This window comes from Vibrio sp. (assembly GCF_047973365.1).
GTDB lineage: Bacteria > Pseudomonadota > Gammaproteobacteria > Enterobacterales > Vibrionaceae > Vibrio.
The window spans coordinates 1-15,397 of the sequence record NZ_JBKEBW010000050.1 but is presented as its reverse complement, the minus strand read 5'-3'; the positions used below and the strand labels follow the sequence as shown (position 1 = coordinate 15,397).

The following is a 15,397-nucleotide window of genomic DNA, read 5'->3' as shown; positions in this document are numbered from 1 at the left end:
AATCTTTGATATCTTATTGAAAATTTTCACTATTACTCTATTGTGGGTAATAGTGATGAACAAATAATTTGGTAGATAATGAGTAAAAGTATTGATGAAATCGCCGCAGCGATTGGCGTTTCTGTTACCACTGTGAAATTAGTTATTGGCGGCAAAGCAAAGAAATATCGTATTTCACAGAAAACTCAAAACTCTATTGAAGAATATATTCGTGAACACGGGTATAGGATTAACCAGGCAGCCCGGAGTTTGAAGCTTAAGAAAAGCGAAACTTTGGGGTTGGTCATCCCAAACCTGACGAACTCGTATTTTGCACAATTGGCTGAGGGGCTAGGGCAACTTGCTCAACAACACGGCTATCAGCTTATCACTGTGTCCAGCCAAGATGATGCTGATCTTGAAAAGAGACAAACTGATATCTTACTAGGTCGAAGTGTCGATGGATTGTTTGTTGCCTCTTCTTCTTCTGCAAGACAGAAAAATTTGCCGTTAGAAGCCAAATCTACCCCTATCGTTTTTATAGACCGAGATTTTGGGGTCAATGAATTGCCTGTGGTCATTTCAGATAACTATAAGGGTAGTTATGAGATGACGCTTAAAATGTTAGATATGACTTCATCGGAAGTTTTTTATATCTATGGTGATGCTTCTCTTCCAACCATTCAAAATCGTTTACGTGGATTTCTCGATGCTCATCAGTCAATAGAGCGTGACTTACATCCTAACTGGAGTGTGTCTACACCACATAATACGGATATTGACGGCTACCAAGCGATGGAAAGTTTATATAATCAACTCAAGCGTATTCCAGAAGCATTAGTTTTCTCATCACTCCCTATTCTTGAAGGAGCTCTACACTTCATAAGGCAGCGCTATGGTTCAATACCGAATCAAATGTTAATTGCGACTTATGATGATCACAATATGCTGGAGTTCCTTCCCAATACTGTGATTGCTGTCAATCAGAATATTAGTGAAGTGGCTAAGTGTTCTAGTCAACTAATGGAACAACTACTTAGTAATCACTCAGTAAATGATTTTAATCGTTGTAAAATAGTGGAGCCTTCATTGATTGTGAGAGATCGCTCTTGGCAAAGAGATTTCGAACAGCAGAACAAGTAATTCTTTGATACTTATATTTGTTATGCACATTAGTCCTTTTATTATGATTGTTTCAGTCTCACGTAGTTTGAGTTTTTATGCCCTTTATGTTTTGGTTGCACAAAACATAAAGGAGAGTGATTGTATATGGTTTTAATAAAATAAAATTTTATATTTCATTAAGTTAACAAAGAGAATCGAGTTACTTGGACACACATAACGTTTAGCATGGTGATTTTCAAGTTTCTTTGCAATCTATCTCATATCACTTTTGCAATTGTTTTAATTTTTTGGCTTCGGTTGTGTATTATTTGTTATACATTATTTGATTGTTACTGAAATATTTATCTAAGTATTTCATTTTATGTAGTGTTTTGTGCTTTTATACCTCTGATTTAATAGAATCAAACGTTGAGAAACGGGCTGAAATGATAATTTTTAGAAAGCCTTTGTAACCAACATCTTTGATTATGGAGTTACTATGAGTAACCAAATATTAAATCAAGCGTCATCACCGAAACCGAGCGGTATGGATCGCTTTCTTAATTACATTGAACGAGCAGGTAATAAGATCCCTGATCCGGCAATTTTATTCTTTTGGGCACTCGTTATTACTTGGGTCGCGTCCGCTCTTTTATCAAACGTTTCATTCGACCTTGTAAACCCAAGAATTGGCGAAGCTCTGATAATTAAAAACTTGCTAACCGGTGAGTCACTAGCGAGTTTCCTTGCGAGTATGGTAACAACGTTTACTGGCTTTGCTCCGCTAGGCATCGTGTTAGTTGCAATGTTAGGTGTTGGCGTGGCTGACTCGTCTGGCTTTATCACCACGGGTCTGAAGAAAATGCTGAACTTCACGCCAGCGAAGCTATTAACGCCAATGCTGATTTTGGTAGCGATTGTGTCACACACTGCAGCTGATGCAGGCTACGTACTGGTTATTCCTCTGGGTGGCATTATTTTCCACGCAGCGGGTCGTCATCCATTAGCAGGTATTGCTGCCGCATTTGCCGGTGTTTCTGGTGGCTTCTCTGCGAACTTTATTCCTTCTGGTATTGATCCGTTGTTAGCAGGTTTCACTCAGACGGCTGCTCAGGTTCTAGACCCTGAATACGTGGTCAATCCTCTGGCGAACATTATCTTCACTGGTTTATCTTCTGTTATTGTTATTGCCATTGGTTGGTACGTAACTGAGAGAATCATTGAGCCACGTTTGGCAAACACGCCAATCGATGAAGACGCAGAAAAGGCACCGGATCTTGCGTCTTTCACTGAGCTAGAATCAAAAGCTTTTCGTTACGCAGGTTGGGCCATGGTTGCTGGTATCGCGTTTCTTATTGCAGCGCTAATGCCTGAAGACTCAGCACTGCGCTCTCCTGATGGTCAGATTACCGCGTTCTCTGCGCCAATCATGAAGTCGATTGTTCCGTTGATCTTCATCCTGTTCATTATTCCAGGTTATGTCTACGGTCGCGTTTCTGGCACATTTAAAACCAGTAATGACATCATCAAAGCGATGGCAACGACCATGTCTACCATGGGTGCATACATCGTAATGTCGTTCTTCTGTGCTCAGTTCCTATCGGTTTTTGCACAATCAAACATCGGTACAATGCTCGCGTTGTACGGTGCTGAAGGTTTGAAAGCTATGAATCTGCCGGGCGAAGCAACAATCGTGGGTATGATCCTGCTAACGGCCTCAGTTAACTTAATCATCGGTTCTGCATCTGCGAAATGGGCGTTGATTGGTCCAATCCTAGTGCCAATGCTGATGGCTGTGGGTATCTCACCTGAGCTTTCTCAAGCGGCTTACCGTGTGGGCGATTCGGTATCGAACATCATTTCGCCTCTGATGGTATTCTTCCCGCTAGTAGTGGTTTACTGCCAACGTTACGTGAAATCAACAGGTATCGGTACTCTAGCTTCTCTGATGATGCCATTCTCTATCGCAATGCTGATTGGCTGGACTGTGTTCTTACTTGCTTACTGGGTGGTAGGTATTCCACTAGGCATCCAAGCACCATACGAATACGTAATGTAATTCCGTTAAGTAACCAAAAGTCTGCCAACTTAAATGGCACACGTTTATAGTAAGTGTTCGCACTTTATTACTTCGTTCGAAATAGATTTAAATTAGGGGACTGTAATGGTTTTGGCACCGACCTTGTGAAGTCGGTGTCAGCTCATTTTAAATGACTTATAACAATGGGCACTTTTAAGTGTGAATTGTTATTAGCGAAAGCGTTTTGAGACATCAATATAACCTGCGCCATAATGGTTATTGTTTATCCTAATTTAGTGCAATTATCTTTGATTTTTCGAAAGATTTTGTTGGTCACCTCTTGTATCAAATATTCGCAATAATATTTTTATTATCAATATTACCCATTTGAATCATATGGTTATGTTGTCTGATGTTTCACTTTTCATAACCTAAGTCACTAACTAAGTTGTATAAAAAATACAAATTGGCGTGTCTTTTGCCTAGTTCACCAAATAAGTGCTCACACTGACTGTTTATAAACATTAATTATAAAAACAGCAGATTCATCAGTCTTCGAATTGATATGGATAAAGTGAATTATCTGCACTTTTTACTTTAAGGGATTGGTAATAAGGAAATTTCATGCCCGGATTTGTTGTTGCCTACGTGAAATACGTCGACGCGTTTAATCGCTGCGTTGGTCGTATCATGACGTATGGCATATTTGTCATGGTGGGGATCCTGCTTTGGTCTTCTATCTCTAAAACCTTTTTTATGCCGTCATTGTGGACGCTTGAGTCTGCTCAATTCATGATGGTTGCCTATTACGTCTTAGGTGGCGCATACGCTATCCAACTCAACGCAAACGTTCGTATGGACCTGTTCTATGGCGAATGGTCTGTCAAAACGCGAGCATGGGTAGATGCTTTCACCGTCTTCTTTTTGCTTTTTTACCTCGCAGTTCTGCTTTACGGCGGGTTGGAAAGCACACTCTATTCGCTTGAGTATGGACAACGCACTCGCACGGCTTGGCGACCACTGCTGTGGCCGATAAAGGCGCTGATGTGCGCTGGTATTTTCATGATGATCCTTCAGGCTATTTCACAATTTATTAAAGATATCGCGACGATACGAGGAGTGGAGCTCAAATGAGTTACGGCATGATCGCAACAATGATGTTCTCGTTGATGATGTTGCTTATGGCAACGGGTCAACGTGTATTTGCTGCAATAGGTGCTGTTGCTTCCATTGCTGCTATTCTTTTATGGGGAAACGGAGGGGTCGAAATCCCTTTTACCGCAGCTGTAAAGCTGATGAACTGGTACCCAATGCTTACACTGCCCATGTTTATTTTCATGGGCTATATCCTGTCTGAATCGAAAATTGCTGACGATTTATACAAGATGTTCCATGTTTGGATGGGGCCTATGCCGGGTGGTCTGGCTATTGGTACTATTGGACTGATGGTGTTGGTCTCAGCCATGAACGGTTTGTCCGTTGCGGGTATGGCAATCGGTGCAACCATTGCGTTACCTGAGCTTTTAAAACGCAAGTACGACAAAAAAATGGTTACGGGCGTTGTTCAGGCGGGCTCTTCTTTGGGAATACTTGTTCCCCCATCAGTGGTGTTAGTTCTGTATGCGATGATTGCGCGTCAACCGGTTGGTCAGCTTTGGCTTGCGGGCGTAATACCTGGTTTAGTCATGGCGGTATTGTTTATTCTCTACGTGGCTATTCGCTGTCGCATAAACCCCAGTCTTGGTCCTGCTCTTAGCGCAGAAGAGCGCAATGTTCCGATGTCTGAAAAACTTCGTCTGCTTGGTGCAGGTATTCTGCCGCTAGGCATCTTCGCAGTGATGATGGTTCCTTTCGTCAATGGCTGGACAAGCCTAGTGGAAAGTTCAGCTATCGGTGCAATGGCTGCGTTTCTTGCGGCAATTCTTAAAAGACGTATGACGCGCGTTGTGTTTGAGAACTCTGTGCGCAGCACATTAGCCATCTCCTGTATGTTTATGTGGATCATCCTTGCTGCCTTGGGCTTTGGCGCGGTGTTTGATGGTTTAGGGGCGGTGAAATCCATCGAAACTTTGTTTACGGAACAACTAGGTTTAAGCCCGTGGACAATCCTTATCCTGATGCAGCTTTCATTCTTGGTGATGGGAACCTTTCTTGATGATACCGCGATGCTGGTTATCGTGGCTCCGTTGTATGTTCCGTTGGTTCACGCATTGGGCTTTGACCTCATTTGGTATGGCGTTCTCTACACCGTCACGTCTCAGATTGCGTATATCACGCCACCGTTTGGTTACAACCTGTTCCTGATGCGAGCCATGGCTCCACCGGGTATTACGCTACGGGATATATACAGCTCCATAGGGCCTTTTGTTGCCATTATGGTGCTCTCGCTGATCCTAATCATGATTTTTCCGCAAATGGCGTTGTGGCTGCCTGATTACGTATACGGAAAATAAGCAACAACTCGATTTTTTAGAAATAAAAATACCAGTCGGACGAGAAGTCCACAGGGAAAATTAACCGGAGGGATATCCATGAATTCAAGACGTAAGTTTTTAACCAGTGCAGCGGCGCTCACCGCGGGAACTTTGCTTGCTCCTGCTAAAACGTTTGCAGCGAACCCGAAAATTAAATGGCGTATGCAGACGTACGCTGGTCCTGCGTTGGCTGAGCATGTAGTGAAACCTGCCATCGAAATGTTTAACCGCCTCGCGGGCGATGAAATGCAAATTGAACTGTATTTTGCAGACCAACTAGTACCAACCGGTGAGCTTTTCCGTGCGATGCAAAAAGGCATTATCGACGCTGTACAGTCTGATGATGACTCTATGGCATCGCCAACAGAAGTCACTACTTTTGGTGGCTACTTCCCATTTGGTAGTCGTTATTTACTTGATATTCCAGTGCTATTCAACCAATACGGTTTGGACGCAATTTGGAAAGAAGAGTACGCGAAAGTAGGTGTGAAACACATTTCCGCAGGTGCTTGGGACCCTTGTCATTTCGCAACGAAAAAGCCAATCACTAGCCTGAATGATCTTAAAGGTCTTCGTATCTTTACTTTCCCAACAGCGGGTCGTTTCCTTGCTAAGTTCGGCGTAGTTCCAGTATCTATTCCTTGGGAAGATGTGGAAGTGGGCCTTCAAACCGGTGAATTGGATGGTATTGCATGGTCGGGCATCACTGAAGACTACACTGTGGGGTGGTCAAAGGTGACGGATTACTTCCTAACCAACAACATCTCTGGTGCATGGATTGGACACTTCTTTGCCAATATGGAACGTTACAATGCGCTCCCTGAACATCTAAAAGAACTGCTACAACTCTGTATGGATAGCTCTCATTATTATCGACAATGGTGGTACTGGGGCGGTGAAGCAAAACTTCGTGTAGAGGGGGCAGACATGAAACTGACCTCTATTCCAGATGCTGAGTGGGCAACTGTTGAAGCTGAATCGCACAAGTTCTGGGATGAGATTGCGAAAGAATCGCCAACCAAAGCAAAAGTGGTTGAGATATTTAAGAAATACAACTCAGATATGGAAAAAGCAGGCAGACCTTATCGTTATAGCTAATCTGTTTCCTTTTGAGACTCACAACATCAGCGGCTTTGGTCGCTGATGTTGTTTTAGGTGGTTAATAAAAGTTAGTTAATATTCCAAAGAGTACTGAGCTCTTGCAACACAGCTTTAGTTATCGGTGAGCTTGCTTTGTTAACGGCTTTCATCCCCAAACTTCGTTAGCAATCTCAACAATATGTTTAAGCTTATTCCACTGCTCTTGTTCGGAAAGAATGTTACCTTCTTCCGTGGATGCGAACCCACATTGTGGGCTTAAGCGCAACTGCTCAAGGGGAATATGCTTTGTCGCTTCAAGAATTCGTGATTTGATGTATTCTTTTGGCTCAAGCTCTGGCGTCTTTGATGTTACTAGACCGAGTACGATGAAAAGATCTTTTTTGGTCACATGTCTTAACGGTTCGAATCCGCCTGAGCGTTCGTCGTCAAACTCCAGGAACAATCCATCAACGTTGAGCCGGCCAAATATGGTTTCTTCGGCTGCTTCATAGCCACCAGAGCCAAAGTAAGTCGATCTGAAGTTACCCCGGCAAATGTGCATGGTGATCAGCATGTCGTGAGGTTTGTTTTTAATCGATTCATTCAGTAGGTGTTCGAAAACCACGAGTAGCTTATTAGTATCGTATCCCTGCTCTTTAAGGCTATTCACGCCACCTTCAGAAAAGAAGGAAGCCCAAGACGTATCGTCGAGTTGTAGGTAACGGCAGCCTTTGTCATAAAAAGCCTGGATAGCATCCTGATAGGTTTGAATTAAATCGTTGATCAACAGACTTTCATTATCCCGATAGCATTCAGCGACATTTTTACCACGCAGGAAAAGCATATTGGGACTTGGTATTGTCTGTTTCGCTACATGTTGCTCTGGTTCAAGCAATGAGTTTAGAAATTCAAATTCATCAAGAAAAGGGTGGTTAGAGTCGAAGCCAATTTTGTCGATGATTCTAATGCTGTGAGTTTTTGGTTTGGTGCCTTTAAAGTTGAGAGGTACTTCAGGTGTGTAGCCTTCAACGCCGTTTAATCCTTCAAGAAAATCAAAGTGCCACCATGCACGTGAGTATTCACCGTCAGTAATAGCAGTAAGCCCAGCCAACTTCTGCTGTTCAACATGTAAGCGAGTTTCTTCCCTCTGAACTTGAATAAGTTGCTCTGCCGTAATTTCGTTGTTTTGCTTTTGTAAGCGAGCAGCTTTGAGTTTGTCACTGCGCAATAGGCTACCAACTTGGTCAGCGAAGAAAGGAGTGATCATCGGATTAATATGTTCAGACATCTTGTTACCTCTAAATACACAAAAAAAAACACGTCTAGATGGCTAAATAATTAAGTTTTATTTATATGAACTCAACCGCATTTTTATCATGTAGTGTATGAATTATTTTCAATTACGATGTTGGTATGACCGCAATTTAGCAGTATTGAAAAGGTGTTAAACTTATCCCATTACTTTGCTATTCACAGAGAAAACCACTGATTTCCTACTTATTCATGAGAATGATAATCATCTAGTAATATTTTTTAATATTTAGTTACATTGAGTTGATATTCATCAATTCGTTACCGAACGCAATGCCTCACTATAGCTCAAAAGTAGTAGGTGAGGGTGCGTTATGGATGTGGGGAAACGCAACTTCTTTCGTAATATCGTTCGCCATGCGAATAAATCGAATTCAGTTGCTCGAAATGTGCCTCGTCCTCCAACTGCGTTGGAAGAGAAAGATTTTATTCAAACTTGTACTGGTTGTGGTGAATGTGTATCTGCGTGCCCAAACGGTATTGTCGTCGTAAAAAATCAACTTGCGGAACTCGATTTAGAGCTGAACTTTTGTTCACACTGTCATCAGTGTAATGAGGTCTGTCCGACATCCGCACTCTCTCATACCATCAGTGATTGTTACGTTCGACCAGTCATCACTTCGAACTGTAATCCGCAAACTGCCTTTTACTGTGCTGAATGTCAGCACGGCTGTCCAGTTGGCGCAATAACTGTGCAAAAGAATAATAAACCAACGATTGATTTGGATCTGTGTAATGGCTGCAATTCCTGCCAATACCACTGCCCTGTCAACGCTATAACAACATCAATATTGAAATAGCTGGAAATGTAACCGGTTAACTAAAATGGGAAAGAGCAATGAAAAATAAAACCTTATTAGATAGTGAGTTGTCTCGAAGGGGGTTTATGAAAGCCTCCGCGACAACCGCTACCGCTGCTGCATTAACGTCTGGATTAACCCTCCCATTTTCTTCGGTAACCAATGCGGCAACGCCTGCAACCAGTTCAGAAGAGAAGATCAAATGGAGCGCTTGCCTTGTTAACTGTGGTAGCCGATGTCCGTTAAAAGTTCACGTCAAAGACGATCAAATTGTCCGTATTAATACTGAAGATGGCATTGATGATTCAGTATTTGGTCAGCATCAGATCCGCCCTTGTCTGCGTGGACGTTCGAACCGCTACAAAACTTACAACCCGGACCGCTTGAAATACCCAATGATAAGAATTGGTAAGCGTGGTGAAGGTAAGTTTAAACGTATTAGCTGGGACGAAGCCACCACAATCATCGCCGACAAATTGCGCCACACTATTGATACCTATGGTAACGAAGCTATCTATTATCAGTACGGTTCTGGCTCAACAGGGGCAAATTTACATGGGCGAAATGCTTGTAAGCGTTTATTGAACCTCATGGGTGGTTTTCTTGAGCAGCACAATACTTATTCGACCGCGCAAATTGGTCGTGTAGAGCCGTTTGTCTACGGTACTCCGCAAGGTAGTTACATGGCGCAAATTAAGCATTCGGATCTGGTCGTGATGTTCTGTCAGAACATTGCTGAGACACGTATGTCTGGCGGTGGTCAGGTTCAAGAGCTTTATCGTGCTTTAGAAGACAGTCAAGCAAAAGTGATTATCATCGATCCTCGCCGCACTGATTCAGTTGTAGGTTTGAATGCAGAATGGCTGCCGATTCGTCCTGGAACCGACGCTGCGTTAGTAGCGGCTATTGGTCATACACTGATCAAAGAAGGCATGGCCGACGATGAATTCATCAATAAATATTCGGTGGGCTGGGATGAGTCGACACTGCCAGCTTCGGCTGAGAAAAACGCCTCTTACAAATCTTATATTTTAGGTTTGGGCACAGATAAAACTGAGAAAACACCGGAGTGGGCGGCGGCAATTACCGGCATTCCAGCGAAGCGAATTCGTCAGCTTGCCCGCGAACTTTTTAATGCAAAAGCCGCGTGGATCTCTCAGGGCTGGGGATTACAACGTACGATGAATGGCGAGCAAGCCTCTCGCTCGATCATGATGTTGCCTGTGATAACAAAACAATTTGGTCGTCAGGGAACTAACAGTGGTAACTGGGGTTACAGTTCTAGTTATCCAGTCCCGGGATTTGCGTTACCTAATCCAGTTAAAACCTCAATTCCTTGCTTCTTATGGACTAAGGCGATTGACGATCATGAGAATATGACGGCGAAAAACAGTTACGTTAAAGTTAAAGTTCGCTTAGAGACTGGAGTTAAATTTCTCTGGAGTTATTCAAGTGGTGTGACGGGCAACCAACACTCCGATTTAAACCGTACTCATGAAATCTTATCTGATGAATCCAAATGTGAATTTATCTTAGTGTGGGATCACCACATGACCAGTTCGGCTCGTTATGCGGACATTTTACTGCCGGACGTTTCTTGGTTAGAAGCGGCGGATTTAGTGAATAACTCGTACGCAACTGGTCCATACCATTATTTGATTCGTATGCAGCCGACGATTACTCCGCTGTGGGAAAACCGTCCTAACTACGATGTGCTCGCAGATATCGCGTATAAGTTAGGTATTGGTGAGAAATTTACGGAAGGTCGCACACTCGATCAATGGATTGAGCATAGCTACAACAAAATTCGCGAAAAACGTACTTATTTACCTGAGTTTAGCGCAACCAATGACATGGGTATTATTGACCGTGAACTTGTAGACATTGAATCTCATATAGCGCTGAAAGAATTTAGAGAAGATCCGGAAACGAACAAGCTTTCAACGCCGTCTGGCAAAATTGAAATTTATTCAGAGCAGCTCGCTACATTGGATAAAGAGTGGGAGTTACCTGAAGGTGATCGAATTCCTGCTGTCGCTGAATATCTACCAACTCGCGAAGGTTTGGGTGATGTAGAACGTATGAAACAATTCCCGCTGCAAATGACAGGTTTTCACACTAAACGCCGTACTCACTCAACTTACCATAGTGTGGCTGTGTTGCGAGAAGCAGTGCCAGACGAAGTTTGGATGAACCCTATGGACGCAAGTCAGCGTGGACTACAACATGGCGACATGACCATTATCTTTAACGACCGTGGACAAGTTCAAATGCCAGTTAAAGTGACTGAACGCATCATGCCAGGAGTGGTTGCCGTACCGCAAGGTGCATGGCGTCAAACCAATCGTAATGGTATCGACATCGGTGGTTGTATTAATACATTAACCACTCTGCACCCATCGCCATTGGCGAAGGGTAACCCTCAGCATTCGAACCTTGTCGAAATTAAACGTGCATAAAGAATTAGGATAAAGTTATGACTCAATATGGTTTTTATGTCGACTCGTCTAAATGCACGGGTTGTAAAACATGTCAGGTGAGCTGCAAAGATCGCAATCAGCTCGATGTCGGTCCTAAGCTACGTCGTGTTTATGAATACGGTGGTGGTGCTTGGGTAAAAAATGCAGATGGCACCTTCGATCAGGATGTTTTTAATTACTACTTGTCTATCAGTTGTAACCATTGTGATAACCCAACCTGTGTTGAAGGTTGTCCAACGGGTGCCATGCATAAACGTGCTGAAGATGGTCTTGTGGTGGTCAACCAAGATGTATGTATTGGTTGTCGTTACTGTGAAATGCGTTGTCCATATGGCGCGCCACAGTTTGATGAAGAGAAGAAAGTGATGGCTAAATGTGATGGCTGTTACGAATACGTTGCCCGTGGCGAAAAACCGGTCTGTGTAACGTCATGCCCACAACGCGCGTTGGATTTTGATGATATCGAAGTCCTACGGGCGAAATATGGTACACAAGCCGAAATTGCGCCATTGCCGAAAGCACATCTGACTCGTCCAAACCTAGTGGTTAAAGCGCATGCGCAAGCAAGACCAACCGGTGATTCGTCAGGTTCTATCTTAAATCCACAGGAGGTCTAATCATGAAAGAACTTCCATTAGTATTTTTCACTGTATTGGCGCAAGCTTCCGCTGGTGCTTTTATCCTGATGCAGATCTGCTCTTCAATGAAGAAGATTAATCAGAATCAAGCCAACAAAATCGCTTTGATTTCACTGGTGATGGTGGTTATTGCAGGCATTTCTGCGCTAACTCACTTAGGTCAACCGCTACGAGCTATTAATGCTTTGTTTGGTATGGGACGTTCGCCAATGAGTAATGAGATCATTACTTGTGGCTTGTTCGGCGGTTTAGTATTCCTCTACGTGGTTGGCAATTTGAAAAAGACCATTCCAGAGGCAACGGTGAACATTTTCGGCTACTTGGGTGCGATTGCCGGTCTTGCGCTTATCATCCTTATTCCGGGTGTTTATCAGCTTGAAACTATCCCGGCTTGGAATACCTCGTTCACTTCACTGCAAATGGTGTTCACTGCGGTGATTTGTGGTGGCGCAATCATGACGGCTAACAATGTCGGCGGAAGAGCTTGGCTGCTAACGGCTATTGCGACAGTTGTATTGTTTGCTTTAACTCCGGGTTATTTCTCGTTCTTGTCTCAAGCGAACGTACAGTTCCATCAACAAGATATGTTGTTCTGGGGTGCTAAATACGCATTACTGGCACTAGGACTAGTAATGTTAATTGCCGCCGCATTTATGACCAAAGGCGCACAGAATGCTCGTGTAGCAGCGTTGGCATCGGTATTAATTGTGGTGGGTGAAATTGCTGGTCGCATTGGTTTCTATGACCTTTGGGCTATTGGCATGTAAGCGAATAAAAGCGTTATTAAGCATAGATGTTGTTATAAGGTGTAGAGATGTCTCTCTGCACCTTATTATTTGAACCAAAAGGCGAATGTAATGAATCCTCTTATTGTTGTGTTTCAACTGCTTGGACAGAACTTCTATTCTCACCCTAGCGCTGAAAATCAACCTATGCGTGACAATCTGAAACACTTACCTGAGTTACTCAATTGGTCCGATAAAGGCAAAATCGGCGATCTCGTTTCACGATTACCAGAGTTGCAGTTAGATGAACTTGAATATCAGTTCTCGGTACTATTTGAAGGTCAGGGTGAAATGCCTTGTCCGCCTTGGGGCTCAGTGTATCTAGATAAAGATAATATTGTCTTCGGTGAGTCAACGGCTCATTACCGAGCTTTTCTTCGTCAGAATGGGTTAGAAATACACAGTGCAATGAAAGAGCCCGAAGACCAGTTTGGTTTGATGCTGTTAGCTTTGAGTCAGTTATTAGAAAAAGGTGATGCTGGAGCTGGTATGGTGTTGATCACCGAGCATTTAATGCCTTGGGGAGCACGCTATCTTGAATTGCTCGCGAGTAATGAAGTTAGTCAGTATTACGCAATACTGGCTCAAATTACGCAAGAGCTGTTTGCTTCGCTGCAAAGTGAATTTGAATACCAAGTGGCAGCGAAAACACTTTATCTTTAAAGACTGTGAAAATAAAAAAGGAACCGAAGATATGGTAATGTCTGTCAGTTAAGCTCAAAAAGACAGAGTTATCGTTCCCACGGTCCCCCGTGGGAATGCATACCAAAGCCAAAATAGGCAGTTAATCTGACTTTCTGTGAGTCAAATATGCAGTCCCACGCAGAGCATGGGAACGAGGATTCTCTTAACTGATTGGCATTACCGAAGATATGGTTCCTTTTCTCATTGTCATCCATAATCCATCGAATTGGCAGTAGCGATTGAACTGCGGAATGCCTAGCCTAACGTGGTATCCAATACCATCATCAAGGCAAAGCCAATCATTAAACCGACGGTCGCCAGTGTTTGATGCCCATTTCTGTGGGTATCAGGAATGACTTCATGAGAGACAACAAACAGCATGGCACCTCCTGCTAAACCAAGACCGATTGGGTAAGCGATGACCAATCCACCCGCCAAACTTACGCCAAGTAGAGCGCCAATCGGTTCTAGAATGCCGGTTAACGCTGCCACTAAGACGGACAGTTTTACGTCAAAACCCGCGGCTCTTAGTGTAAGGGCAACCGCTAAACCTTCAGGAAGGTCTTGCAATGCGATGGCCGAAGTCAATGGTACGCCCACAGATAAGTCACCTTGCGCGTAACCGACGCCAATTGCCATTCCTTCTGGAAAGTTATGTAAAGCAATAGCAAATACAAATAGCCAAGCTCGGCTGCATCTGTCGTGTCCTGGTCCACAAGGACCTGTCTCTAAATGTTCGTGAGGAGTAAAAGCGTCTAGCCCAAGCATCAACGCGACACCGATGATCATGCCGAGAATGACGATGATGCCGCCAAGAAATCCGCTCTCAAAAAATTCTGTACCCGTTTCGATACCTGGCAATAAAAGTGAAAAAGCAGAAGCTGCAAGCATCATCCCCGCCGCAAAGCCGAGCATACAATCTGACATTTTTTGCGGGATATCACGAATAAACAGCGCGGGTAGAGTACCGACCGCGGTAGCCAGAAATGCAATACTCCCACCAACAAGTGCGTATTGCCCGTTGAGTTGTCTCTCACCCGTTAAAGCTTGGAAAAGGAAAAACGCAATTAAAAGCAAAGAGACAATCAATCCACCCGCCATCACGGGGTGTTGGTTTGAGTGTCCTCTTAATACATCAACCCATGACTGTTCTTGAGTGTGATTCATAGAGCCAATCCTAATGATTAGTTTGTACAGAAAATCATATGGTTATATTGCGCTCACTACTGCTTTGATGCAATGCCGTCGAACAACAGATCAGAAAATTTTAACGTTATCCCGTTATTTTTTACCCTGCTTATTGAGATACATCTCCTGATCAGCACGATGCATGATTTCATCTATTGGCGAGCCATCGGATTTAACAATGCCCATGGAAACACTCACCTCCAATAGCTCGCCAGTTTTATTTGATAAAAGAGAGAACTGCTGGATAGGCTTCAACATCTGCATAATCGATGCATAAGGGCGTTGTGACACCAAGATAAACTCATCACCACCAATACGATAACTCTTTCCTTTCCAGTGCAACTTTATATGATGAGCAAGCGTGCGTAACATTTGATCGCCCACGTCATGACCATAAGTATCGTTGATCTGTTTAAACTTATTCACATCTAAATAAACCATATGCATATTCGCTGGGAATCCTCTACGGAAACGACGATAAAGCGACAATCGGTTATGCAGTTGGGTTATGTTATCGTTGGTTGATAAACGATATAATCTGCTTAATATAATAGCTAAAGCGATAAAGACTAAGCTATAGTTTATTTGTTATTTAGTTGAAAAGCTGTTTTTATATTAAATTACAGTACGCCAATTAGGTTGGTAATCATAATTACGGACAATAGAATACACATCCACCAGACGTAAAGCCCGGTTGAAAAGGTCGACCAATAATTCTCCTGTTTCATTTTTTGCGAAACCAATCGTCATATTTTCAACCAGAAAGGTGCCAATTCGTTCATCTTCTTCAATCGGTGGAAGAGAGTTCGAATCACGCAATAATTTATTTAATGCCGCACGGTTCATAACGATGT

The 15,397-nt window shown here is 43.2% G+C and carries 13 protein-coding genes and 1 pseudogene; 10 read left to right on the top strand and 4 right to left on the bottom strand.

The window, feature by feature from the left end; genetic code table 11:
• Positions 1-78 precede the first annotated feature (78 nt).
• The 5 genes from ACK5MF_RS07050 (at position 79) to ACK5MF_RS07030 (ending at position 6,675) form a co-directional block, all read left to right on the top strand.
• Positions 79-1,122 carry a substrate-binding domain-containing protein gene (locus tag ACK5MF_RS07050; RefSeq protein WP_416920702.1) on the top strand — a complete coding sequence of 348 codons (1,044 nt, stop codon included), beginning with the start codon at positions 79-81 and terminating at the stop codon, positions 1,120-1,122.
• Between the two features lie 460 nt (positions 1,123-1,582).
• Complete coding sequence (locus ACK5MF_RS07045; protein ID WP_416920700.1) at positions 1,583-3,142, top strand: AbgT family transporter; 1,560 nt, start codon at positions 1,583-1,585, stop codon at positions 3,140-3,142.
• 585 nt (positions 3,143-3,727) lie between these two features.
• On the top strand, positions 3,728-4,237 hold the full coding sequence (locus tag ACK5MF_RS07040) for a TRAP transporter small permease subunit (RefSeq protein WP_416920698.1): 510 nt from the start codon (positions 3,728-3,730) through the stop codon (positions 4,235-4,237).
• Positions 4,234-5,556: a TRAP transporter large permease gene (locus ACK5MF_RS07035; protein ID WP_416920696.1), complete on the top strand. Its 1,323-nt coding sequence runs from the start codon at positions 4,234-4,236 to the stop codon at positions 5,554-5,556. Before ACK5MF_RS07040 ends, ACK5MF_RS07035 begins: the two co-directional genes overlap by 4 nt.
• 78 nt (positions 5,557-5,634) lie before the next feature.
• Positions 5,635-6,675, top strand: coding sequence for a TRAP transporter substrate-binding protein (locus ACK5MF_RS07030; protein ID WP_416920694.1), 1,041 nt, complete (start codon positions 5,635-5,637; stop codon positions 6,673-6,675).
• Positions 6,676-6,823: 148 nt separating this feature from the next.
• On the opposite strand, the gene ACK5MF_RS07025 is transcribed toward ACK5MF_RS07030, so the two are convergent.
• Positions 6,824-7,945 carry a 5-methyltetrahydropteroyltriglutamate--homocysteine S-methyltransferase gene (locus ACK5MF_RS07025; protein ID WP_416920692.1) on the bottom strand — a complete coding sequence of 374 codons (1,122 nt, stop codon included), beginning with the start codon at positions 7,943-7,945 and terminating at the stop codon, positions 6,824-6,826.
• 337 nt (positions 7,946-8,282) lie between these two features.
• Here ACK5MF_RS07025 and ACK5MF_RS07020 point away from each other — a divergent pair, with 337 nt between their 5' ends.
• The 5 genes from ACK5MF_RS07020 (at position 8,283) to ACK5MF_RS07000 (ending at position 13,334) form a co-directional block, all read left to right on the top strand.
• On the top strand, positions 8,283-8,768 hold the full coding sequence (locus ACK5MF_RS07020) for a 4Fe-4S binding protein (protein WP_416920690.1): 486 nt from the start codon (positions 8,283-8,285) through the stop codon (positions 8,766-8,768).
• 38 nt (positions 8,769-8,806) lie between these two features.
• Entirely contained in the window at positions 8,807-11,227 is a 2,421-nt protein-coding gene (locus ACK5MF_RS07015; protein ID WP_416920688.1) for a DMSO/selenate family reductase complex A subunit, read from the top strand.
• A 17-nt stretch (positions 11,228-11,244) separates the two neighbouring features.
• The gene (locus ACK5MF_RS07010; RefSeq protein ID WP_416920686.1) at positions 11,245-11,865 is read left to right on the top strand and encodes a DMSO/selenate family reductase complex B subunit; all 621 of its coding nucleotides are present in this window, start codon (positions 11,245-11,247) and stop codon (positions 11,863-11,865) included.
• 2 nt (positions 11,866-11,867) lie between these two features.
• On the top strand, positions 11,868-12,653 hold the full coding sequence (locus tag ACK5MF_RS07005) for a dimethyl sulfoxide reductase anchor subunit family protein (protein ID WP_416920684.1): 786 nt from the start codon (positions 11,868-11,870) through the stop codon (positions 12,651-12,653).
• A gap of 90 nt (positions 12,654-12,743) precedes the next feature.
• Entirely contained in the window at positions 12,744-13,334 is a 591-nt protein-coding gene (locus ACK5MF_RS07000) for a TorD/DmsD family molecular chaperone (RefSeq protein WP_416920683.1), read from the top strand.
• A gap of 276 nt (positions 13,335-13,610) precedes the next feature.
• Here ACK5MF_RS07000 and ACK5MF_RS06995 read toward each other — a convergent pair whose 3' ends face one another.
• From ACK5MF_RS06995 to ACK5MF_RS06985, 3 genes and pseudogenes are all read right to left on the bottom strand, one after another.
• Entirely contained in the window at positions 13,611-14,522 is a 912-nt protein-coding gene (locus ACK5MF_RS06995) for a ZIP family metal transporter (protein WP_416920681.1), read from the bottom strand.
• Between the two features lie 114 nt (positions 14,523-14,636).
• Positions 14,637-15,092, bottom strand: coding sequence for a GGDEF domain-containing protein (locus tag ACK5MF_RS06990; RefSeq protein ID WP_416920783.1), 456 nt, complete (start codon positions 15,090-15,092; stop codon positions 14,637-14,639).
• Between the two features lie 66 nt (positions 15,093-15,158).
• Positions 15,159-15,397 (bottom strand): annotated as a pseudogene (locus ACK5MF_RS06985) (GGDEF domain-containing protein); the annotation flags it as partial.